Source organism: Paenibacillus sinopodophylli (assembly GCF_005930355.1).
GTDB classification, from domain to species: Bacteria; Bacillota; Bacilli; order Paenibacillales; family Paenibacillaceae; genus Pristimantibacillus; species Pristimantibacillus sinopodophylli.
Window position 1 is genome coordinate 1,475,445 of the sequence record NZ_VDBO01000001.1, and the last position, 20,958, is coordinate 1,496,402.

Genomic DNA, 20,958 nt, shown 5'->3' on the forward strand with positions numbered 1-20,958 from the left:
CTTTCATTCATACATCCATCATAAGCGGAGGAGAAAAATAAAAAATCGTACAAAAGGGCAACCCCAAATGTACGATCGGGCAAATCCATGAAATTTTAACTATAAATGCAAGACTCCACGCTCCACCGCCACGGCGACCGCCTGCGGTCTCGAATCAACTCCTAATTTATTGTAAATATTAGTTAAATGTGCTTTTACTGTCCGTTCTGATATTCCCATATCAAAACCAATCTCTTTACTTCGAGAGCCGCGGGCAATCGCTTGAAGCACGATCAATTCTTTGTCTGTAAGAGATGTCTTCACCGAGGATGACTCTTTCGCCTTTACTGATATGTTGTTACCGAATACTTTCTCTGTGATTTCCGGAAGAAGCAGCGTCTCCCCCCTCATCGCTGCATCAATTGAGCGGAATATCATCTCTCTTCCCGTATCCTTGAGCAAATACCCTTTGGCACCTAACGCTAGTCCTCGGACCATCATTTCATCCTCGTTATAGGTAGTCAAAATAATGACCGGAATGTCGTGTCCATTAGCTTTGAGCGCTGTCATGGTATCTAAGCCGCCCATCTTAGGCATGTTCAAATCCAATAGGATGATGTCTGGCTTATATGCCGCCACTAATCGTATTGCTTCCACACCGTTGGCTGCTTCTGCGATTACCTCGTACCTTTGATTGGTTTCCAGAATAAGCTTAAGTCCTTCACGAACGACTAGATGGTCATCCACTATAAGAATCTTGATGGTCATAAGATGGTGTCCTCCTGATGTAATGGAATGCGAACAGAAACTTTAGTTCCTTGCTGTCCGCTTTCGATTTTGATAACCCCTCCAATAATTCTGGCACGTTCATATAGTCCAATTAAACCATAGCTACCAGATTGTTTCTCGATCAGCTTGGTATCGAACCCAATTCCGTTATCGGTAATTTTTAACTCGATTACGTTTTCTCGTGCTGCAACCACGACAGCTACGTTCGTAGCGTTGGCATATTTAGCTGTATTTGCCAAGCATTCTCGGATGATGTATAAGCTATGTTCGAAGATCAACTTGGACACCGGATGGGGTATCGAGAACTGTGTGGAAATATGAACCCCAGTCGCATGTGAGAAATGTTCAACCTCATCCTGCACCGCTTTAGAAATTTCTATGACCTCTGCGGAATACGAACGCAAGTCGTCAATAGCGCTTCTCGCCTCAGAGAGCGTTCGCTTTGCTTGGGCTTTCGACAGTTGAACAATCTCGTGGGCACGATGCCTATTATCATTCTCTAAATGTGCATCCACGGCATCAAGCTGCATGATGAGACCTGCAAGTCCTTGTGCCAAGGTATCATGTAAATCACGGGCCATCCTTTGACGTTCGTTGGCAATGGTTAACTCCTCTACTTTCCTGTGCGCTCGTTCCAATTCACGTAAAAATGACTGGGTTCGCAATTTAACACGAACTTGTTTATAGAACAAATTAGCATAGCCGACTACGAAAACCATCAGAAAGAAGAGCGCTGGCAATGTTGATGGCAGATTCTCCTCGGTCGTCCCGAGCCAAACCAATGAAATAGAAAACAAAACACAATAAAGGATACAGACCAAAAGCACCTTGAGCCTTTGGGAGTATACACCAATACTTTGCCCGGCCAATGCCGTCAATAAACTTACAAAGATGATAGAATAAGCCTTAGGCATGATTAAAGCACAACCCCAAACAATCAATCCTTGCGCCACAAAATAAATCCAAGGCCTTTTATCGACAACAGATCCGGCATACCAATGCAGCAAAATGTGGATCAGAATGAGACCTGTAAAAATAATAAAGTCGATCAACGAGGGAAACAGGGGGAACTGGGAGTACAATACAGAAAAATAAATCAAAATGACCCAGATTAAAACGGGGAGACGAGAGTCACGCAGAACATTTTGGGTGTCAGATCGGAAGCTTTCATACGGTTTGTTTTTTGAATATTTATATTCACTCATGCAAGGGTCACCTCTATCGTGTACCTATTATAAAACAAGGCATTCATATTTTAACTCTTATTCGCCGCCTCAGCAAATGGAGCACATCATAATACCTAGGATTGATATAAAAAGAGGGTGCCCCTCAGTCATCTATGATGACTTTTGGGACACCCTCTTCATCTCATTATCTATTATTATAATTCGTTATAATTCTTTTCTGTTACTGGTTCCAACCATTCTGGTCGACCAGCAGTGATTGCAATATGTTCAAACCAGCTATCTTTTGCAGCACCATGCCAGTGTTTTACTCCATCGTGAGTGACAATAACATCACCAGCTTTTAAGAATTGAGCAGGTTTTCCTTCTTCTTGATACCAACCTTCGCCACCCGTTACTAATAAAAGTTGAAATCCATCATGATGAATATGCCAATTATTTCTGCATCCAGGCTCAAAGGTCACATTCGCAACACCAACGTTTACTTTAGGATCGGTAATTAATGATTTTAGATAACTTTGCCCCACAAAATAATGTGCATACGCTTCATTTTTATCGCCTATTGGAAAAATAACGCCATTTTTCACTTCTTCATGTTTTGCCATTTTCATTCCTCCAAATATTCGATTATTGGCCAGTTCTTTTTGCGAAATCCGAACCTACTGGATAGCGGTCTCCCATAACTTTGATTTTCGAAAGTAATTCATTCAAATTAATTAGTTCTTGAACAGTCAACACAACATTCGCAGCGCCAAGATTTTCTTCCAGTCTCTCTAATTTACGAGTACCTGGGATCGGGACAATCCACGGTTTTTGTGCAAGAACCCATGCAAGTGCAATTTGAGCCATTGTGGTTTGTTTATCCTCGGCAATATTCTGTATCAGTTCAATTAACTTCTGATTCGCTTCAAGATTGTCTGGCTGGAAGCGAGGTGAGATACTACGGAAGTCTGATTTATCAAAAGTTAAACCCTTACCAATCGTCCCTGTAAGGAAAGCTTTGCCAAGCGGGCTAAATGGTACAAAACCGATGCCGAGTTCTTGAAGCGCAGGCAGCAGCTCTTCTTCAGGACTTCTCCACATCATGGAGTATTCACTTTGAATGGCACTAAGTGGTTGTACGGCATGTGCACGACGAATGGTTCCTACGCCTGCTTCAGAAAGTCCCCAATGTTTGACCTTCCCTTCCTTTATTAAGTCTTGGACGATTCCCGCAACTTCCTCAATAGGCACATCGGGGTCAACGCGATGCTGATAATAAAGGTCAATGGACTCTACATTGAGACGCTTTAGCGATCCTTCAATGGAATTCCGAATGCGATTCGGCTTGCTGTCGAGCACCTGTTTACCGTCGACCATTTGAATCCCAAATTTGGTGGCGATGACGACCTTTCCCTTATAAGGAGCCAGCGCTTCACCTACAAGCTCTTCATTCATAAATGGACCGTATACTTCAGCTGTATCAAAGAAGGTAACCCCCCGGTCAATGGCCTCATGGATAAGTGAAATCATCTCTTTCTTATCTGGTACCGGTCCAAATCCGTAGCTCATTCCCATACAACCAAGTCCGATAGCTGAAACCTCAAGACCGCCTTTTCCTAATGTACGCATTTGCATGACTATACTTCCCCCTTATTCAGGTCTGTTTACCCCTATACTGCGACGAACTTCCAATCCTGGAGTAACTGCTAATTTAACCACTAGATCCGCAACACTTTTACGTGATACTTCGTTCCCTTTGAAAGCTTCGCCTTTCTGTGTTATTTCATAGTTAATTTCGTTTGAATTCGTAAACCAAGCAGGTCTAATGATCGTATAGTCGAGGTCCGAGGATTCGACAACATGAGCTGACTTACGATAGGGATTTAAGACGACACCATACTTTTCACCAGGAACTTCATCGTAAATACCCATGGAGCTGATAAAAATAAGACGTTTAACGCCTGTGGCATTCATGGCTTGCACCACATTTATAGCCATTTGCTCAAGGCTTCCAGCTAAGTTCGCGTATACAACATCTTGCTCACTCATGGCACTTTTTAATTTATCACTGTCCAAGACATCGCCTTCGATGATATGCACACAATTTGTATCAATATTTCTTAGCTTGCCTGCGTTTCGCACAAAAAGCGTTAGTTGAACATCCATATTTCGTAAAAATAAATCGATAGCAACACGAGCAATCGATCCATTTGCTCCTAAAATTAAAATTTTCCGCATGCGATAGGCTCCCTTCATTTGCTAGTTTTGAAAAATATTATTCTTACCCTTAACAAACGGTGCCTATGATTGAATTTGAACCTTGTTTTCTTGCATATATTTCGCATTTTCTACCTGCTGGTTAGAAGAATCTGTTTCAACAACCTTTTGATCAGCATCGACTGATTGAGAATTAATGAATATCCCTATTTCATCCCCTTTGGAGCGGAAGTCTTTTAGTCCAGCCCATTCGCGATACATCCATTCCGGTTTTGCCAAGTTTCACATATTCCATTTCGATGACCCTCACAATCTGTAGACGGGAATACTTTTATACTCACCATCGAACTATGATCAACGCATTTGAAATTACCCATTGATGTATTAAGTAACATCTGTTTATTATTATATATAAGCTGTAAGATGACTCAATGGTTAAATGAACGATATTCGTGTATTAATACACAAATCGATTCAATATGGGAATTTACTAAGAAGTAGGTGGAATCAAAAGTGACAAAAGTGGATAGAAGAATAGCCAAGTCTCAGATAGCAATAAAAAATGCGCTTTTAGAACTGATGTCCGAAAAAGATTTTAATCAGATTACCATTCAAAATATTTCCGACAAGGCAAATGTCAGCCGTAAAACCATTTACCTGCATTACATGGATAAATTCGATTTATTAGATAAGCTTATTGAAGAACATATCCATGAACTACGGGTACTGTGCAAGTCATCATCGGAAATGGATTTTATCGACGGGAATACCTATTGGTTTGAATACCTTGAAACGCACTATTTATTTTTTTCAACAATGTTAGCAAGCAGTGGTGCTGCTTCATTCAGAAGACAGTTCATAGAGTTTGTCATTGAAGAATTAAAAATTGAAGTCACTACTTCTGAAGGGAAAAATTTTGGATTAGATGAAGAGATTATTCTTCGCTTTATTGGAGGCTCTTACGTAGAGGTACTCGAGTGGTGGTTAAAAAATGAAATGCCTTGTCCACCACGTAAATTGGCTGAGCAAGTGGGAATATTAATAGAGAGAATATTATAATTTGTAGTTGATGTACATGTTTACAATTACAAAGAAGCTCTTATCTTTGATTGAGACAAGAGCTTCTTTGTTTGCATGGTCATCACATGAATGGCTGAGCAAGCATCCCTCTTCCTGTCTTCACCTCAACACCTGCTATATCCGCAATTCGCACACTGCTTGCAGCCCTCGATATTAATCAACGCTGCCGAGCCGCAGGATGGGCATAAATCTCGTTCTCCATCTGCATCAGGCAGATGTTCGTTGATACCTGGCAAATTTTCATGCTTCTGTTCCTGCTGCTCCTGTCTCTGCTTTTCAGCTGTTGCCAACTCTTCACTTTCCACATGCTGCTCCAGCGCTTTGGCAACAGCATCAGCTATAGACTCCACTCGGTTTGCACCGAAGCCAATTGCGCCCGAACCGCCAATTCCCTTCAAATGCTTAATAAGCAGCTTCACCTTATTCCCATGATCACCGTACCGCAGGAATAAGGAGCAGACGCGTCCGAGTGCCTCGGCCATTGCAAACACATCGGAGCCCGCCTTGCCCACGTTCAGGAAGATTTCACCAGGCGTCCCGCTCAGGTCATTAATCGTAATATATGCCATGCCGAATGGCGTATTTACTTTATAAGTTGCCCCTTTAAGCACCTGAGGCCTCGTTTTGTATTGTTTATCAAGCGTCTTATCGACTTCTTTTTCCGTAACTTCAACGGTCTCTTTCTCTGTTTCAGACGATTCAATCTTTGAGGTGGAAAGGACCTGTACATCGCGGCTACCATCCCGATAGATCGTTACACCTTTACAGCCTAGCTCAAAAGCCAGCTCATACAGCTTTCCCGTTTCTTCGGCAGTAAAGTCCTCCGGACAATTCGCCGTCTTCGAGATCGAGCTGTCTACCCAGCGCTGAATAGCTGCTTGAACGCGAATGTGATCCTCTGCCGATAAGCTCATTGCCGTCACATAATAATCCGGAAGCTCCATACCGGGGTTAGCTGCCTTCCAATCGGCCGCGATAGGCACATCCTGCTTGTCATAGCCGAGTCGACTTTGACGATAATACTCGAAAGCAAAATAGGGCTCGATCCCCGTGGAGGTGCCTACCATTGTGCCTGTGCTCCCCGTCGGAGCCTGTGTAATAACGGTTACGTTGCGCATACCCTTCTCGGAAACGGCTGTCCCTATTTCTGGATATGCGCTTATCAAATGTTTCATAAAACCACTTTGCACATATTTGTCGGCATCAAACGCTTGGAAAGAACCTTTCTCATAGGCAATGTCGGTCGATGCAAGGTAAGACTCACGAGCCATAAATGCGTACAATTTATCCAAGAAATCTAATGACTCCTTGCTGCCATATCGGATTCCCAGCTTGATCATAAGCTCTGCCAATCCCATCGTACCTAGTCCAATCCGGCGTTCAAGCTTCTGATTTCGTTCATTCTCTTCGAAATGATAAGGTGTCTTGTCAATCACATTGTCAAGAAAACGCACTGCCCAGCGCGTCACCTGCGCAAGCTCCTCCCAGGCCACATCATGCTTATCCTCATCGTAAAACTTCGATAAATTGACGGCAGAGAGGTTGCATACTCCCCAGCCTGGCAGTCCCTGCTCGCCGCATGGATTGGTACTTATAATAGGATTGAAATACCAGCTGTTCGACATTTGGTTATAGTATTCCATAAATACAACGCCAGGTTCGGCCGACTTCCATGCGGAATCGATAATCGCCTGCCAGATTTCACGTGCGGGAAGCGTTTTGTACGAAATGATTTTTTTGCCAAGACGTTTCCACTCCTCAAGATCACCTGTCCACAGCTCATCATAGCCCTCTTCCTTCGTGTCAGGGAAAACAAGCTCCCACTCAGCGTCCTCTTTCACCGCCTTCATGAACGCATTGCTTACGCATACAGACAGATTAGCATTCGTTACTTGGCCCATCGTCTGCTTAACCGTAATGAATTCCAGCACATCGGGATGCCAATCATTAAGCATGAGCATTAATGCGCCTCTGCGGCTTCCGCCTTGCTCGATTAACCCCGTCGTATAACTGAATAATCCACCCCATGACACCGATCCGCTGGATGAACCATTGACTCCTGCTACGATTGCACGACGCGGACGAAGAGAGGATAGGTTCATACCGACTCCGCCTCCGCGGGCCATAATCTCCGTCATTTCAGTCAATGTCGTCATGATGCCGCCGCGGCTGTCTTTGGGGGAGGGAATGACATAGCAATTAAATAAGGTAAGCTCTTCGCTTGCCCCTGCGCCAGCTGCGATTCGCCCGCCCGGCACCAGCTTCCAATCGTCCAGCATCGATCGAAACTTTTCACGCCACTCCTCTTGCTTCTCTTGTCCCACTTCAACAGATGCCATCGCCAGAGCAAGCCGATCCCACATTTCCTCAGGCGTTTTCTCGATCGTTAACGTGAGCTTCTCGGTGCTCGACTCCACTTGCTCGCCGCTTCTCAGCTTTACCTGAACCAAATTGTCGACACGGGAGACAACCTCACCAACATCCTTTACAGGGAATTTGGGATCATCTTTCGTCAGTACGAGTACAGTATCACCGACTCTCGTTGTGTTTGTGTCCGCATTTTTCCAAGCATAACGATCTAGAAATATTTTTTCACTAAGTCCTTCAAGCCGCTTCCCATCTGTTATCCCCATGTCGATTCTTCCTCCTCAGGCTCACCGCACTGTAATCGTATGTACCTACAATATGCGATAAGCACAATATGTTGTGTCATAAACTCATTATTCTATACTGGATATTGATTCACATTCTCCGAATTGGCAAAAAACAACAAACCTCTGCGCTTACATGCCCGCTCACGCCTATTTGCTTGTCTATCCTCTTTTTTAAGCATCATCTTATTATTATTGTTTGAAAAGGCAATACTGATTACAACTTATCCCTTTTACTGCGGAAGGAGCTGTACATGATGACATTTCAGACAACGCCGCAGGCTGCGTCAGCCGAAGCCGGCCCAAACCATTCAACACGCAAGCTGCATCCGCTTGTTGACTTGCAATGTGACCGCTTATGGTTCGAGGAGCTGCAAAATCGTCAAACACGTGGTGGTCCATGGGATGACTGGACGCTATACCAGCTCACTATGGAAGCCGAGCAAGCCAAACGGATTGAAAGCTTTGAAGAGCTGCTTTGCCTTCGCTCTCTGCCTTCGTTCGAGCCTATGCCGCACCAAGTCAGCACAGCACGCAAGGTTGTTCACGAAATGGGCGGTCGTGCCATTCTTGCTGATGAGGTAGGACTCGGCAAAACAATAGAGGCCGGGCTTGTGCTCAAAGAATATATCGTGCGTGGACTAGCAAAGCGCATACTCATTCTCGTTCCTGCCTCTTTAGTCCTGCAATGGGTACGGGAGCTTAACCAGAAATTCGGCATTTCGGCTGTCGCTCAGAAAAAGGCGCATACATGGGGCTATGATGTCGTTGTCGCATCCATTGATACAGCTAAGAGAGAACCGCACCGTGAACTCGTGCTGAATACCGATTACGATCTAATCATCATCGACGAGGCGCATAAGCTCAAAAACAAAAAGACGACGAACTATCAATTCGCCAACCTCTTACGCAAGAAATATTGTCTGCTGCTCACCGCGACGCCTATACAGAATGATATGGATGAGCTATTCAATCTGATCACGCTGCTGAAACCTGGACAGCTGGGCGGGGTAAGCGACTTTGCTGCTAACTTTGTTGTAGACAAACGGGTGCCGAAAAACGAAGACCAGCTGCAGGAAGCGCTGTCCGGCGTCATGATCCGCAATCGGCGCGGCGACGGGGGCATCCATTTCACGAAACGTTTTGTCAAAAATATACCGCTCACCTTATCCGAAGAGGAGAAAGCGCTGTATGATGCTGTAACTGGCTTTGTGAAGGAGCGTTATGAAGAAAGCGGCGGTGATCTCTCCAGCATGCTGTCTCTTGTAACGCTGCAGCGTGAAGTGTGCAGCAGCCGTGATGCTGTTTTTTTAACCTTGGTGAACCTGTTCAAGAAAACGGCTGAGGACTCGCCAATGCGTCCAAAAATATGGGAACTAGTCGATAAAATCAAACATATCAAAGCCAATACAAAAGCGGAGAAAGCGATGGAGCTCGTCAAGGAAATGAATGACAAGGTCATTATTTTCACAGAGTACCGGGCTACTCAAGAATATTTGCTCCAATTTTTCCGGGCGCAGAACATGATTGCCGTACCTTATCGTGGAGGCATGAATCGAGGCAAGAAGGACTGGATGATGGATTTGTTCCGGGGCCGCGCCCAAATTCTTATTGCAACCGAAGCTGGAGGTGAAGGCATCAACCTGCAATTCTGCCACCACATGATTAACTTCGATCTCCCTTGGAATCCAATGAGAGTGGAGCAGCGCATAGGACGCGTTCACAGGCTTGGACAGAAAGAAGATGTGCGAATCTATAATCTGTGTACCGTTGGCACCATTGAAGAGCATATCGTTAATCTATTGCATGAGAAAATCAATCTATTCGAGCTCGTCATCGGTGAACTTGATCATATTCTCGAACGATTCGAGAAAGGCGATGGCTCCTTGGAGCAACGCCTAGCCAAGATGCTTCTAGAGTCAGGCAACGATAATGATTTGAAGCAAAAAATAAATCATTTGGGCTCGTCGCTCAGCCATATTCGCGAACAAGTATTAACCGGTGATCAGCCGCTATCGGGCAGTCCGGACCTCATCGTTAATTTGGATTCACTTGGACAAACCGTGGAGGTGCAGCCTTGAACGAGAAGCAGGTGCACAAGTTCGTCAACCGCTACCTAGAGGCAACAGAATGCTCCATTTTAGAAAAATCGCCTGTTCATTTCACGGTCAAGCTCTCTCCGCTGGCTGACCGTGAGCTTACGAATCGTCCCTATTACTGGAGCTTCGTTGACCGAGTGAATGCTGAGCCGGAGACGATGACCTTTCTGTTTGTGACGGATAAAAACAAATATGACGCAGCTGAAGAAGCCAAAAAAATCGAGGTCGTCCCCCTTCCACTGGCTGCTTCCGATACTGCTCAAGAAGAAGCGGCGAACGCCGCGCTCGGACGCTCGCTCGGCTTCGTACACGGCAATCTTGCCGCACCTGCCCGAGTGCCGCGCGAGGATTTATATTTCGGAGCCCGTAAGCTGGATATGCTGTTCGACGCTGCAAAAGCAAAGGGAAGCTTCGTTTATTTGTTCCAAGAGCCGGATCATCGAAGCAGCAATCCCTTCTCGTCTACTCCCTACACCGCTTGGCTTGGAGTCAATATGCGTGTGGAGTTTGCTTGCGACCGCAAACGTGAGGAGATCCATAGCTTCGGGGTTTCCCTTGCGACTGGACAGTGCGCCGAGCTGTTCTATGATCGTCTGCTGACTCACAAGCTTACTCCGCGCCTGCCGGCCAATATTCATATTACGAAAAATGGACTCTCGTTCAACAAAGCGCTAAGCATCGTCGAGCAGACGCTTGAACGTAAGCTCCGCTCTTATGACTACAGCTGGGCCGAGAGCGCATCGGCTAGGCTTGAAGAGGAACTTGCGCGAATTAGCGGTTACTATGAGCCGCTTATCAAGAACGCCTTGGAAGAAAACAAGGCGGCCATTGAGGAGCAATTCGCTCAGAGGCAATCGGAGATTAGATGGCAGTATGAGCCTCGTGTGACTGCATCTGCTATTAACTGCGGGATCTTCCATCTGAGTGGCATTGATTGACATCCATTAGACGATATCCGCAGCAATACGCCAAAAAAAGGCGGCCCAATGGCCGCCCTCACCTGACATGTTGCAACAGCCTTCTTAGAGCTTGTCCGATACAATAGCATGGAGGTGATAATAATGGGCAAAAAATTCATCAAGCTCACAGCGGCTTATGTGCTAACCGCTATTGTCTTATACGCAGGCGGAATGCAGCAGCAATCTGCGTCTGCGCTTCCCAATACTAGTGCTGTCTACGAGCCTGTACAGCAGCAAGCAGAGCGCTGGGTTAATAAGCTCGCTGCACAACAACCATTTGCTGCATGGAAGCAAGCTGAGCTTTCCATAGCCCCAATTGGACCAGGAACGCATAGCTGGCTCGTTTTAGTGAAGCATCAAGAAAAGACCGTCGGCTATCTCATCGTCCATGCCACTGAAACTGGCGGCTATCAGCTTGGAGAATATGGGACAAGCAGCACACCTCCATTCGATCAGGCGACATTGTCGAGGTCAATCAAGCAGCTTGAGCTGCTGCAGACGCCAGACCGTGAAGAAGAGTTATATGTCAGTCCCCTTCTCGCCGCTTGGAAGATAACAGCGGGTAATGAAACTTATTACACCGACTCCACCAGTGGCGAAGGTCTTCCTATACAGGATGATGACTGGCTCAAAGCGTTGTCCGCGAATTCCGTTAACCAAAAACCGTTGCTTGTCAGTGAGCATGAAAATCTGATTAAGCATGTTAGTTTAGCGTCATTTCAAGCTTATGATAAGCTCCCTTGGTTAACCGACAAGCCTCTTGCCATTGATGCCAAATCATACTCATCATTATTCACTAGAATAAATAAAAAAGAACAGCTCCGCTATAGCGCTGAGCTGTTCGATGGTCAAATGCGATACGTATGGTCTGTTGTAGGCTATAACAAATGGGACAGTGGACGCATATATGTCGCTCTCGAGACAAGTGAGGACGGATCGGATCGGCGCTACATTCCTGCTCCTTTGCTCATTAAACTAGGCAGCTTCTATCGCTGACCACCCGTGCGTCCCCGCCACCATATAAGGATACTCATGGGTCCTAAGCCAAACCACCGCGTCAGCCAGGGCTCCCTGCGTGCTTTGGCTGACATCCTCGTCTGCTTCCGCTCTTCCCTTGGCGTTTCTATATAATTCACGAACTGCTCCGTTATATACTTCACATATTCATCGCCTTTTGCCATTCGCTCCACACCCTCTGCTCCGTTATAAGATAATAACTTAAGTTTGCCCCGCAGCAGCCGAATGTAAACATGTATGAGTTATCCTCCAAAAAGCCACGCTAAGCATACGTCAAAGCCACCATGGAGGAACCACTTACTATGTTTCAGAAACTGGCAATAAGCTTTACCGCTATATGGCTTGCCGTATGCAGCGGCTCCCTTAGTGTTTTTGCCTGGCCGCTCATGCCGGTCGGCTCCAAGCAGGATTGGGCTCTGCCCTCTACTGTAGTCATTATAGATGCCGGACATGGTGGTATTGATGGAGGAGCAACCTCGGCCGAAATTTTGGAGAAAGACATTAATTTAGCCGTTGCCCGCAAGCTTTATTTCATTCTTCGCAGCCATAATATCCCTGCTGTACTGAATCGCTATGGTGATTATGCATTAAGCGATGACAATCGCTGGCATGTCACACGTTCAAGGCATCGCAAGGATTTATCACAGCGACGGCAGCTTACTGAGGAAATTGAGAACGAGCTGCTCATCAGCCTTCATGTCAATTGGTCCAAAAAACCAACGGAGAAAGGCCCGCTCGTACTGCATCAAAGCAGCGGCGAGAGCTCGCTGCTTGCATTCTGTATCCAAGACGCGTTAAACCGACAGCAGAATAAGGCCTACCTTCCACGTGAAGGAAAGCCGTTTTATTTGCTTAAACGTGTTGAGAATCCTGCTGTCATTGTAGAAATGGGCTTTATTAGCAGTATGTCTGACCGTACCATGCTCACAGATCCCGCAGGACAGCAACAAGTTGCCGAAGCGATTGCTTCAGGGATTAGGCAATACAAGTGGATCGTTCATTGATTGTCCTTGAATAAGCGCTGTCAGCTTCACGAATTGCACATTAGGCTGCATAACAGGAATGGATTGCTGGAGAACTGACGCCGTGAATTTCCCAGGAGGTCCTACATGTCCAATCGTAATGCAGCTTATGTGCGACTCCAAATGCTTGCGCAGTACGCCGATCTGCTTGGAAATATGCTGGACGGAGTACACATCATCAAGAAATACGTCATTCGATACAATCGGCACGCCAAGCTCCTCTGCTATTTTGGGAACTACGGTCTTATAGGTCGTCCTGCTATCTAGAAAAAACAAACCCCGCTCCTTGCAAACACCCAGCACGATTCTCATCATTCGCTCATCAGACGTTACCTTTGAGCCCATATGATTGTTCATGCCAATAGCATGCGGGACATCATTAATCGCATCCTCAACCCGTTTCCGCACCTCATCATCACTCAAATCTGTCGTCAGCGCTCCCGGACCCAGCCATTTCTTCAAGCCTTTGTTCGGTTCCATTGGCATATGTACAATAACATCATGACCCAGTCTATGAGCTTCCTCAGCATCCTGCTTCGTTGTCGGCATAAACGGCATAATCGCTGCTGTTATATGGATCGGAAGCTTCATCATCTCCGGGGTTCCATTCATGCCATTGCCGAAATCGTCAATAACGACAGCCACCGTACGCTTTTCTTGAGATGACACCTCTACCTGCCTCTTAGCGAATTCCGCTGACAATGCATAGCTGCTGGGGCTGCCAACTGTCGATAGGAGGCTGCAAATAACAGCCGCTGCTGCGACTTTGGCAACTGATCGCATTCGATAATTTCGGCATGCTTCCTTCATTTCCTGATTCGTTTCCGTTTGCTGTATGCTCATGCTGCACTCACCTCTCACCTTTTATTAACATTGTTTGTGAAAATGCTGGAAATTATGCGGAAAAAAATAAGCCTCCGAAGAGACTTATCACTAACTCTACAAACACAACTTCTACCTGCTCATGACATCAGCTGTAATCTGCTCTAACGTGATGCCTGCCAGCTTTTCCTCCATCGCTCTCTGTGCCTCGGTAAAGGCCGTTTCCAGCGAGGATTGAATATTTCTGCCAACCGGACAATCCGGATTAGGCTTCTCATGAATCGCAAACAACTCATCCTGCCCATTATTATGAACAGCCATGTATATATCATAAAGCGTAATTTCGTTCACCGGCCTAGTGATGACGGCACCTGCGATGCCTGCACTGGTAGCAACAAGACCAGCTTTATTCAATAGTCCCATTATTCTGCGAATGACGACAGGGTTCGTATTCACGCTGCCTGCGATATAGTCTGAAGTTATTCGTGTTCCCTTGTCCGACTCAAGCAATGTCATAATATGAACGGCTACTGCAAACCTATTGTTAGTCAACGCGATCACCCCCTGTATTGAAAACACCGAACGGAATCATCATGTAAGCATTATAGTTACAAGAAGATTCAATTGTCAATTAGCCCTCGCATTATCCTTCCAATTAGTTAGGAGCAAACGTTACTTTCCCGCCAGCGAGTGAAGCAATCCTGGCCAGTGAATGAACAACATAGCCAAGCTCAATTAGCTTATTTCTTCCAGGTTGGAAGGCTTTCTCGATTACGATACCGATCCCTGCAACCTCGGCTCCCGCTTGCTCTACGATTTTCGCTAGTCCAAGCGCCGCATCACCGTTAGCTAGAAAGTCATCAATAATAAGTACCCGATCCTCAGAGGATAGAAATTTCCGCGAAACCGTAACTTCACTTTCCTCTTGCTTCGTGAAGGAAAATATTTTCTCCGTATACAAGTCATCCTTCAGCGTTAATGACTTGCGTTTGCGTGCGAATAGAAGCGGCACATTCATTTGCAGAGCAGCCATAACTGCAGGCGCAATGCCTGAAGATTCCAAAGTGAGCACCTTCGTCACTCCTTCGGCTTCAAAGAGCGCTGCAAAGGTTTGTCCAATGCTATGCATAAGCTGCGGATCAACCTGATGGTTCAGGAAGGAATCCACTTTTAGTACATTCTCATTTAAAACAATACCGTCTTCCACTATTTTTTGTTCCAATTGCTTCACAATCGTTCCTCCATTTTTACATATAAATAATAATGAAATTTTCACAATCGTTGTGATATCTTCTTTAATCTTTCGAAACTACATTATTAAAGTATAGCACACTCCGTATAAAGTGAAATAGATACCGACTATGATTGGAATTGTCCCCCGAAACCATAAATTTCAGGCATTGTTCATACGGCAAATGGAGTGGATAGATGCGGTTGTTCTATTTTTATAGATTTCATTGACGCTGCTAACGGTTACTACCTACAATAAGCCTATGCGTACAGACGTCTTGACATAAGGGTGAACATAATGAATTGGAATGATCATAGCCTGCTCTGGAACCAGGCTTTTATTAGAATAATAGACATTCGCCGTATGAGAATGACGAAAGAACATACAGCTGTTTTTTATCAATTGCCATCCAGCGGGTTTCTATTTGGCATACGCGGCAGTGCGCGTATCATACTTGAAGGCGAGCAATATGCGCTGAAACCCTTGCATTTACTGCATGCTGGCAAAGGGATGCGAATGAACATTCAACTAACAGAGCAAGAGTTCGAATACTATCTCATCTTGTACAAAGCAATGCTGGCTTTACCCGCAAGCCGCGGACTGCAGAAGCTAATGGAGAGCTGCAACCCATTCGGAGTCCCTTATCATTTCAAGCCGCAAGATGCTATGTATTTGTACGATATAATCAAGCAGATGGACAACCAGTGGAAACACTCCGAAATAAACGGAAAGCTTCAAACGAAAGGGCTGTTCTATCTATTCATTCAGGAACTACTAAGCCAGCTTGAAGGACATCAACCGCTTACCGCTGCAGCTAGTCCCGTTGAGCAAGCGCTCCGATATATGAATGAACATTATAAAGAAGAAATCACAGTCCATGCATTAGCTCGTAGATGGAATTGCAGTCCAAGGCATTTCACACGCTTATTCCGAGCACATACTGGAAAAAGCCCAATTGAATATCTCATGCATTTGCGTACGAACAAAGCTGAAGAGCTGCTTCTGCATACCGAAGCTACTTTGCATGAAATAGCAGCATCTGTCGGTTACCAGGATGAATATTATTTTGGCCGCATGTTCAAAAAACAAACAGGTCTATCCCCCATTGCATTCAGAATGCACGGGTGTAAGCAGTCCGATTGGCCCCATAATCCATTTCAACTGTCCGAAAAGTCCATTGTTGCAAATAACATTGACAGCTATATTGGTAATGATAATTATTATCATATTAGCAGAGAGGACGTTTTACACATGTACACGAGCAAGAAACCACCCTTGGCAGCAGTTATGCTGATCTGTTTGACACTGATCCTAACCGCATGCCAGACAGGCACGAGTACGAACGGAAATGTGGCTGGCGGCACATCTAACTCGCCAACACTAACATCTGAGGCATCTGCGAGTCCTAATGTTGCGGGCGATGCGACCAGAGTGGTCTCTACAATGAAAGGCGACGTCACGATTCCAGCGAATCCGCAGCGAATAGTCGGTCTGCCGGTTCAATATAGAGAGCTATTGTTCGCACTCGGCATTACGCCTGTCGCGGCCTTAAATGCACATGCTGAGTTTCCTGCGTATCTCAGCGACAGCTTTAAGGATGTTGTGAAGCTAGGTCCGGGTTTTGATATTCCCTACGAGAAAATATTGTCTACGGAGCCGGATCTGATCTTAGGCGCGAATTGGAGAATCCAGAATGATTATGACTCACTAACGAAAATTGCACCTACGATCATGCTGCCTGATCAGAGCTGGCGCCTGAATTTGCTTGAGATGGGCAAGGTACTAGATAAGGTGGATGCTGCTGAGAAAGCAATTGCTGATTACGAAGCAGTGGCAGCGAGCGCTAAGGAGAAAATTCACTCTATTGCCGGGGATCAGACTTTCATGCTTATGATGGTAAACGAAAAGCAATTTTACATCATTGGAGAACAGAACGCACGCGGCGCAGTATTGCATCATGATCTGGGGTTGAAAAAGGTCGAAGCCTACCCACAGGAAGAAAGCGTCCTCGAAGTGTCGCTGGAGAAAATGATCGAATACAATCCAGACTATATCATGCTGTTGGTTCAATCTTACGAAGATAGCACGGACACAAAAACAACTTACGACAACCTGTTAAAAAGCAGCATATGGAATCAAATGACTGCCGTAAAGAAAAATCAGGTATTTGTAGTCGGCACAGGCGATACAAGCAAAGAATGGCATCTTTTCGGAGAAGCCCCGCTAGCCAATCAATACGGCATTCAGGAAATTGTAAAAGCGTTTGAAAACAGCAAATCCTAATAAATAATTAAAAACATTTACAAACGGGTTGACTCAACCACTTCACTCATGCTACGATAATCTTCGTCGTTACAGTGATATGCGGTCATGGCGGAATTGGCAGACGCGCTAGATTCAGGTTCTAGTGGTGTAACAACCGTGGAGGTTCGAGTCCTCTTGACCGCATCCTTATTGAAGAAATTGGACTTATCCACAGGGTCAATGATTTAGTGGTCTTGTAGGAACTCCATTATTGAAATTTAGCACACTATCTTACTGTTTCTCAAAAACAGTTGGAGGTGTGCTTTTTTGTTATGGTGATAAAATTTGCGATTAAGGATTTTCTACAGGATAGGTTATATAAAAACTGACCTTGCCTTAATAAAGTAGACAGCAAAAAAGCCTCATTACAACCGTTAGTCTAATCATTAAACCGCCTCAAAACGCTGTAATGGCGGGATGTAATTGTTGGAGGAATGCGTTCTCCGTCGATTGTAAAACAGCTCAATGTATTCAAATACAGCCTTTTTGGCCTCAGCCCTAGTCTTAAATTTACGCTCATTAAGCCATTCCATTTTGAGTTTCCCCCAGAAAGATTCCATTGGTGCATTGTCGTAGCAATTACCTTTGCGACTCATGCTGCAGACGAAATCGTGTTTCTTCAGGAGACGTTGGTATTTCTTGCTGGCATATTGAACACCACGATCAGAATGGACGATTAAACCTTTAACTGCGCCGGCGCGTCCTATGGCTTGTTTTAACGCAGAAGAGACGAGTTAGGCCTTCATACGGCTGTCCATCGCCCAGCCTACGATTTCGCGGCCATGCAGATCCATAACTCCCGCGAGGTAGAGCCGGCCTTCATCGGTAGGAATATACGTGATATCTGCTAACCATTTCTCGCGTGGTTTTTTTGTTTCAAAATTTTGATTTAGAAGATTATCCGCGACAGGTAAATTGTGTTTAGAATTCGTTGTGGCCTTGTATTTCTTGACCACTTTAGACTGGATTCCATTTTCTTGCATGAGACGGGCTACACGGCCTCGGCTAGCTTTCTGGTCAGGCGGTAGATTCTTTGTAATTTGCGGCGACCTGTAGATCTTACGACTTTCATGATGGATATTTCGAATCGTATCTAGCAACTTCCGATTTTCAACACTACCTTTGCTTTCAGGTCGCTTAATATAAGCATAATAGCCGCTTCGAGAGATATGGAGAGCCTGGCACATCTTTGCAATCCGAAATTCGAAGCGGTGTTCATAGATGAACTTGAACGTGTTTACTTCAGATTTTTCGCAAAGTAGGCTGCCGCCTTTTTTAGAATTTAGTTTTCTTCCTTGAGATCAGCGAGTTGCTTACGAAGCCTACGTATTTCCTCATCTTCTGCTTTAAGATTTCCACTGCCTGGAAAGGATTGTTCGCCGTCTTGTTTATACAACTTTACCCAGTCTTTAACCGTCGTATAATGTACGCCTAGTTCCTTGGCTGTTTCAGAAGCTGTTGATTCTTCAGCCAATATACGCAGGACTACCTGCTCCTTAAATGCCTTGTCAAATTTCTTCCGTTTTCCCATATGAACCCCTCCATGATTTATTATAGAGGTTTTCTTTGTGTCCATCTATTCGGAGCGAGGTCATTACCATTTGAAATCTTTACATAACCTGCTGACTGAATGTTGTGTTTTCTAAAAATCCCTCATAAATTGCCCCTATGTAACTTAACGTATATCATACAAGTTGCTCAAGGCTCGATATATCTTTTCTCACTGTACTTAACAATCCAGCCATCCTCTGTGTAAAGTTCGCCAGCCAAACCATCGCTAGCTCTTTTAATATCTATCTCTTCATCATCCAATTGAACTTTTAGATGAATCTTATCTTCTTGTTCTATAGTCCATAACAAGTTATGAAGCGTCGTATCTACAACCTGAGATATTATGTAAGATAATATCTCTAATTGTTCCGTACTATAGCTTTCATTTATTTTCTTAGACATGGAGCCTCTCATTTTTCCTTCAATCAATTTTTCCCAAAAAGTAATTGATTGATCCCTGACTCCCGACATCAAAACTTGACCTAGAAAATCTATCTGCTCTCTACTCATAAGTTCCTCCAAAATATTAAACTGCTTCTTCGCGAAATTCAATTCACTTTTACATCACTGACTTCACAAGCTTCTCTGCCTTATAGTCCTTCCTAATCTCATGCAAGACAGTACTATTTGCTTCAAACCAAGACTCTAAGATCATTCTTGGCTCTGCTTCAATCATATCCTTAGCCGTTCGAACATCATCTTCCTTAAACGCTTCAATTATCTTAATCAAATCAGCTCTATCAAGCAGCTTCACATGATTGATTCCAGCAAGCGTTTCACATGGTTCGGTAAACTTAGCAGAAGCTATTACAATGGCTTTCTTGGCTTTGTAATAACGCATACATGAGAATACTTCCTGAACAGCGCTAATACCAACAGGGTCGATGTTACGCTTCGCTTGTACCACGTTTCTTATGCCCTCACGATCAGTGAATACCACATCTGCTCCAAAATCTCTGCTGTTTGTCGTCTTATAAACGCCTGAGTATCCTAGCTCAATCAGAAGCCTATACAGATACATTTTAAACTCAGAGCCGTCTTCCATCTCATCAATATCTGTAATTTCAATTTCATTTAGGTTATAGCTTCCTTCAATTGGCTGACTAGAACTCTTCATTTCCGTTTTATTTCTGATTTTAATCCCAATAATAGCTGCCACACAAAAAACGATAATTAATGATAATACTATGTAACCAATCACAATAGAAACCTCCATATCAACTTACAACTTATGATCCAATGAATATGATGAATGGAATTTAGTACATTCAATTCACTACTATATTAATAGTGAAATATTACCACGATTTTCCGAACTAGAATAGAGTTGTTAGTTTCATAGACTTTCCAGACACTCTCATAGGAATAAGTAAAGCACCATCAATTGATGATGCATAGATAGAGTTGCTCTTTTATCAAGATTGTATGTCACGAAATAACAATTCAATGTCCTTATTAATGTCCGTTTTAGCAAGTGGACAGCCTTTATCCTCATACTCAAATACACAGTAAGTAGTACTCGTGATATAGAAGTTCTTTAACTTCAAATAACTGGATTTAGGAAAATCATGTTCATGCCAACATTCCTTGAACCCTACGATACCATGCGTTTTTATAAGTAAATCCAAGATTTTCACAACTTTTCCAACAAAATCAATCGTTCGGCATGTGAAATCAATTTCTGTTTCCTGGTCTTGCTTATGGTCAATGTCTTTATAAGAAACAATTTTAATATGTATGTAATCTTCATTTACTCTACTTAATGTCCATGTTGTACCTACTGGTTCCTCATACCACTCAAAATTAGTTTGTGACTTTAATTCATTATTAGGCACACAAGCAGGAATAAGTTGTAATAATGTCTTCAAAAATTCATCTAATGCATAGTCATACAGCTTGTTGAAAAGTAGCAAATGATGTTTGGGGCAATTTCAATAAGTCCATCAGCCCATCCTTTAATACAATAATAACCTTATAATGCTTCTTTATGTATCAGATAAAACCGAAGTATGATATGCAACTGAAACATTAATATAAACCATCGATGAAGAAGCCATATACTATTTAACTG

20 protein-coding genes, 1 tRNA gene and 1 pseudogene are annotated in these 20,958 nt (G+C 44.2%); 7 read left to right on the forward strand and 15 right to left on the reverse strand.

The genetic code is table 11. The annotated features are described in order from the left end of the window. Positions 1–99: 99 nt before the first annotated feature. The 6 genes from FGT79_RS06805 to FGT79_RS06830 all read right to left on the reverse strand — a co-directional run bounded on the left by FGT79_RS06805 (position 100) and on the right by FGT79_RS06830 (position 4,430). Positions 100–747, reverse strand: coding sequence for a response regulator (locus tag FGT79_RS06805; protein WP_138751969.1), 648 nt, complete (start codon positions 745–747; stop codon positions 100–102). Further along, positions 744–1,973 (reverse strand): sensor histidine kinase, encoded by a 1,230-nt coding sequence (locus FGT79_RS06810; protein ID WP_138751970.1) that lies wholly within the window; start codon positions 1,971–1,973, stop codon positions 744–746. The genes FGT79_RS06805 and FGT79_RS06810 overlap by 4 nt, the downstream gene beginning before the upstream one ends. A 176-nt stretch (positions 1,974–2,149) precedes the next feature. Next, the gene (locus tag FGT79_RS06815; RefSeq protein WP_138751971.1) at positions 2,150–2,557 is read right to left on the reverse strand and encodes a cupin domain-containing protein; all 408 of its coding nucleotides are present in this window, start codon (positions 2,555–2,557) and stop codon (positions 2,150–2,152) included. 22 nt (positions 2,558–2,579) lie between these two features. After that, positions 2,580–3,569, reverse strand: a complete 990-nt coding sequence (locus FGT79_RS06820) for an aldo/keto reductase (protein ID WP_138751972.1) — start codon at positions 3,567–3,569, stop codon at positions 2,580–2,582. 15 nt (positions 3,570–3,584) lie between these two features. Continuing rightward, positions 3,585–4,172: an NAD(P)H-binding protein gene (locus FGT79_RS06825; protein ID WP_138751973.1), complete on the reverse strand. Its 588-nt coding sequence runs from the start codon at positions 4,170–4,172 to the stop codon at positions 3,585–3,587. Positions 4,173–4,235: 63 nt separating this feature from the next. Continuing rightward, positions 4,236–4,430, reverse strand: a complete 195-nt coding sequence (locus FGT79_RS06830) for a hypothetical protein (RefSeq protein ID WP_138751974.1) — start codon at positions 4,428–4,430, stop codon at positions 4,236–4,238. Between the two features lie 234 nt (positions 4,431–4,664). On the opposite strand from FGT79_RS06830, the gene FGT79_RS06835 reads away from it, so the two are divergent. Continuing rightward, a complete protein-coding gene (locus tag FGT79_RS06835) occupies positions 4,665–5,210 on the forward strand; it encodes a TetR/AcrR family transcriptional regulator (RefSeq protein WP_138751975.1) in 546 nt (181 codons plus the stop codon). Between the two features lie 125 nt (positions 5,211–5,335). Here FGT79_RS06835 and FGT79_RS06840 read toward each other — a convergent pair whose 3' ends face one another. Continuing rightward, positions 5,336–7,864 (reverse strand): adenosylcobalamin-dependent ribonucleoside-diphosphate reductase, encoded by a 2,529-nt coding sequence (locus tag FGT79_RS06840; RefSeq protein ID WP_138751976.1) that lies wholly within the window; start codon positions 7,862–7,864, stop codon positions 5,336–5,338. A gap of 275 nt (positions 7,865–8,139) precedes the next feature. Between FGT79_RS06840 and FGT79_RS06845 the strand changes: the two genes are divergently transcribed. The 3 genes from FGT79_RS06845 to FGT79_RS06855 all read left to right on the forward strand — a co-directional run bounded on the left by FGT79_RS06845 (position 8,140) and on the right by FGT79_RS06855 (position 11,936). Further along, positions 8,140–9,963 carry a DEAD/DEAH box helicase gene (locus FGT79_RS06845; protein WP_171056197.1) on the forward strand — a complete coding sequence of 608 codons (1,824 nt, stop codon included), beginning with the start codon at positions 8,140–8,142 and terminating at the stop codon, positions 9,961–9,963. Then, positions 9,960–10,919: a YqhG family protein gene (locus FGT79_RS06850; RefSeq protein ID WP_138751978.1), complete on the forward strand. Its 960-nt coding sequence runs from the start codon at positions 9,960–9,962 to the stop codon at positions 10,917–10,919. Before FGT79_RS06845 ends, FGT79_RS06850 begins: the two co-directional genes overlap by 4 nt. Before the next feature lie 123 nt (positions 10,920–11,042). Then, positions 11,043–11,936, forward strand: coding sequence for a hypothetical protein (locus tag FGT79_RS06855; RefSeq protein WP_138751979.1), 894 nt, complete (start codon positions 11,043–11,045; stop codon positions 11,934–11,936). Here FGT79_RS06855 and FGT79_RS06860 read toward each other — a convergent pair. Then, positions 11,927–12,121 (reverse strand): YqzE family protein, encoded by a 195-nt coding sequence (locus FGT79_RS06860; RefSeq protein ID WP_138751980.1) that lies wholly within the window; start codon positions 12,119–12,121, stop codon positions 11,927–11,929. The two genes, FGT79_RS06855 and FGT79_RS06860, sit on opposite strands and share 10 nt — an antisense overlap. A 138-nt stretch (positions 12,122–12,259) precedes the next feature. On the opposite strand from FGT79_RS06860, the gene FGT79_RS06865 reads away from it, so the two are divergent. Beyond that, the gene (locus FGT79_RS06865) at positions 12,260–12,961 is read left to right on the forward strand and encodes an N-acetylmuramoyl-L-alanine amidase family protein (RefSeq protein WP_138751981.1); all 702 of its coding nucleotides are present in this window, start codon (positions 12,260–12,262) and stop codon (positions 12,959–12,961) included. On the opposite strand, the gene FGT79_RS06870 is transcribed toward FGT79_RS06865, so the two are convergent. The 3 genes from FGT79_RS06870 to FGT79_RS06880 all read right to left on the reverse strand — a co-directional run bounded on the left by FGT79_RS06870 (position 12,926) and on the right by FGT79_RS06880 (position 15,032). Then, the gene (locus tag FGT79_RS06870) at positions 12,926–13,822 is read right to left on the reverse strand and encodes a divergent polysaccharide deacetylase family protein (protein ID WP_246096187.1); all 897 of its coding nucleotides are present in this window, start codon (positions 13,820–13,822) and stop codon (positions 12,926–12,928) included. The genes FGT79_RS06865 and FGT79_RS06870 overlap by 36 nt on opposite strands. A 111-nt stretch (positions 13,823–13,933) precedes the next feature. Next, the gene (locus FGT79_RS06875; RefSeq protein ID WP_138751982.1) at positions 13,934–14,353 is read right to left on the reverse strand and encodes an Rrf2 family transcriptional regulator; all 420 of its coding nucleotides are present in this window, start codon (positions 14,351–14,353) and stop codon (positions 13,934–13,936) included. A 103-nt stretch (positions 14,354–14,456) separates the two neighbouring features. Then, positions 14,457–15,032: a xanthine phosphoribosyltransferase gene (locus tag FGT79_RS06880; protein WP_138751983.1), complete on the reverse strand. Its 576-nt coding sequence runs from the start codon at positions 15,030–15,032 to the stop codon at positions 14,457–14,459. Positions 15,033–15,329: 297 nt separating this feature from the next. Here FGT79_RS06880 and FGT79_RS06885 point away from each other — a divergent pair, with 297 nt between their 5' ends. Beyond that, on the forward strand, positions 15,330–17,315 hold the full coding sequence (locus tag FGT79_RS06885) for an AraC family transcriptional regulator (protein ID WP_138751984.1): 1,986 nt from the start codon (positions 15,330–15,332) through the stop codon (positions 17,313–17,315). Between the two features lie 81 nt (positions 17,316–17,396). Beyond that, positions 17,397–17,480 (forward strand) — tRNA-Leu (locus FGT79_RS06890). 242 nt (positions 17,481–17,722) lie between these two features. On the opposite strand, the pseudogene FGT79_RS06895 reads toward FGT79_RS06890, so the two are convergent. The 4 genes and pseudogenes from FGT79_RS06895 to FGT79_RS06910 form a co-directional block, all read right to left on the reverse strand. Beyond that, positions 17,723–18,867 (reverse strand): annotated as a pseudogene (locus tag FGT79_RS06895) (IS3 family transposase). A 167-nt stretch (positions 18,868–19,034) separates the two neighbouring features. Next, entirely contained in the window at positions 19,035–19,397 is a 363-nt protein-coding gene (locus FGT79_RS06900) for an epimerase (protein WP_138751985.1), read from the reverse strand. A gap of 49 nt (positions 19,398–19,446) precedes the next feature. Continuing rightward, positions 19,447–20,088: a restriction endonuclease gene (locus FGT79_RS06905; protein ID WP_425464986.1), complete on the reverse strand. Its 642-nt coding sequence runs from the start codon at positions 20,086–20,088 to the stop codon at positions 19,447–19,449. Positions 20,089–20,302: 214 nt separating this feature from the next. Further along, on the reverse strand, positions 20,303–20,755 hold the full coding sequence (locus FGT79_RS06910; RefSeq protein ID WP_138751986.1) for a hypothetical protein: 453 nt from the start codon (positions 20,753–20,755) through the stop codon (positions 20,303–20,305). Between the last annotated feature and the right edge of the window lie 203 nt (positions 20,756–20,958).

Coding starts and splice junctions, on each gene's coding strand:
- FGT79_RS06810 (WP_138751970.1), bottom strand. CDS start 1,973: ATGAGTGAATATAAATATTCAAAAAACAAACCGTATGAAAGCTTCCGA.
- FGT79_RS06900 (WP_138751985.1), bottom strand. CDS start 19,397: ATGAGTAGAGAGCAGATAGATTTTCTAGGTCAAGTTTTGATGTCGGGA.
- FGT79_RS06825 (WP_138751973.1), bottom strand. CDS start 4,172: ATGCGGAAAATTTTAATTTTAGGAGCAAATGGATCGATTGCTCGTGTT.
- FGT79_RS06865 (WP_138751981.1), top strand. CDS start 12,260: ATGTTTCAGAAACTGGCAATAAGCTTTACCGCTATATGGCTTGCCGTA.
- FGT79_RS06820 (WP_138751972.1), bottom strand. CDS start 3,569: ATGCAAATGCGTACATTAGGAAAAGGCGGTCTTGAGGTTTCAGCTATC.
- FGT79_RS06815 (WP_138751971.1), bottom strand. CDS start 2,557: ATGGCAAAACATGAAGAAGTGAAAAATGGCGTTATTTTTCCAATAGGC.
- FGT79_RS06885 (WP_138751984.1), top strand. CDS start 15,330: ATGAATTGGAATGATCATAGCCTGCTCTGGAACCAGGCTTTTATTAGA.
- FGT79_RS06845 (WP_171056197.1), top strand. CDS start 8,140: ATGACATTTCAGACAACGCCGCAGGCTGCGTCAGCCGAAGCCGGCCCA.
- FGT79_RS06860 (WP_138751980.1), bottom strand. CDS start 12,121: ATGGCAAAAGGCGATGAATATGTGAAGTATATAACGGAGCAGTTCGTG.
- FGT79_RS06805 (WP_138751969.1), bottom strand. CDS start 747: ATGACCATCAAGATTCTTATAGTGGATGACCATCTAGTCGTTCGTGAA.
- FGT79_RS06855 (WP_138751979.1), top strand. CDS start 11,043: ATGGGCAAAAAATTCATCAAGCTCACAGCGGCTTATGTGCTAACCGCT.
- FGT79_RS06840 (WP_138751976.1), bottom strand. CDS start 7,864: ATGGGGATAACAGATGGGAAGCGGCTTGAAGGACTTAGTGAAAAAATA.
- FGT79_RS06870 (WP_246096187.1), bottom strand. CDS start 13,822: ATGAGCATACAGCAAACGGAAACGAATCAGGAAATGAAGGAAGCATGC.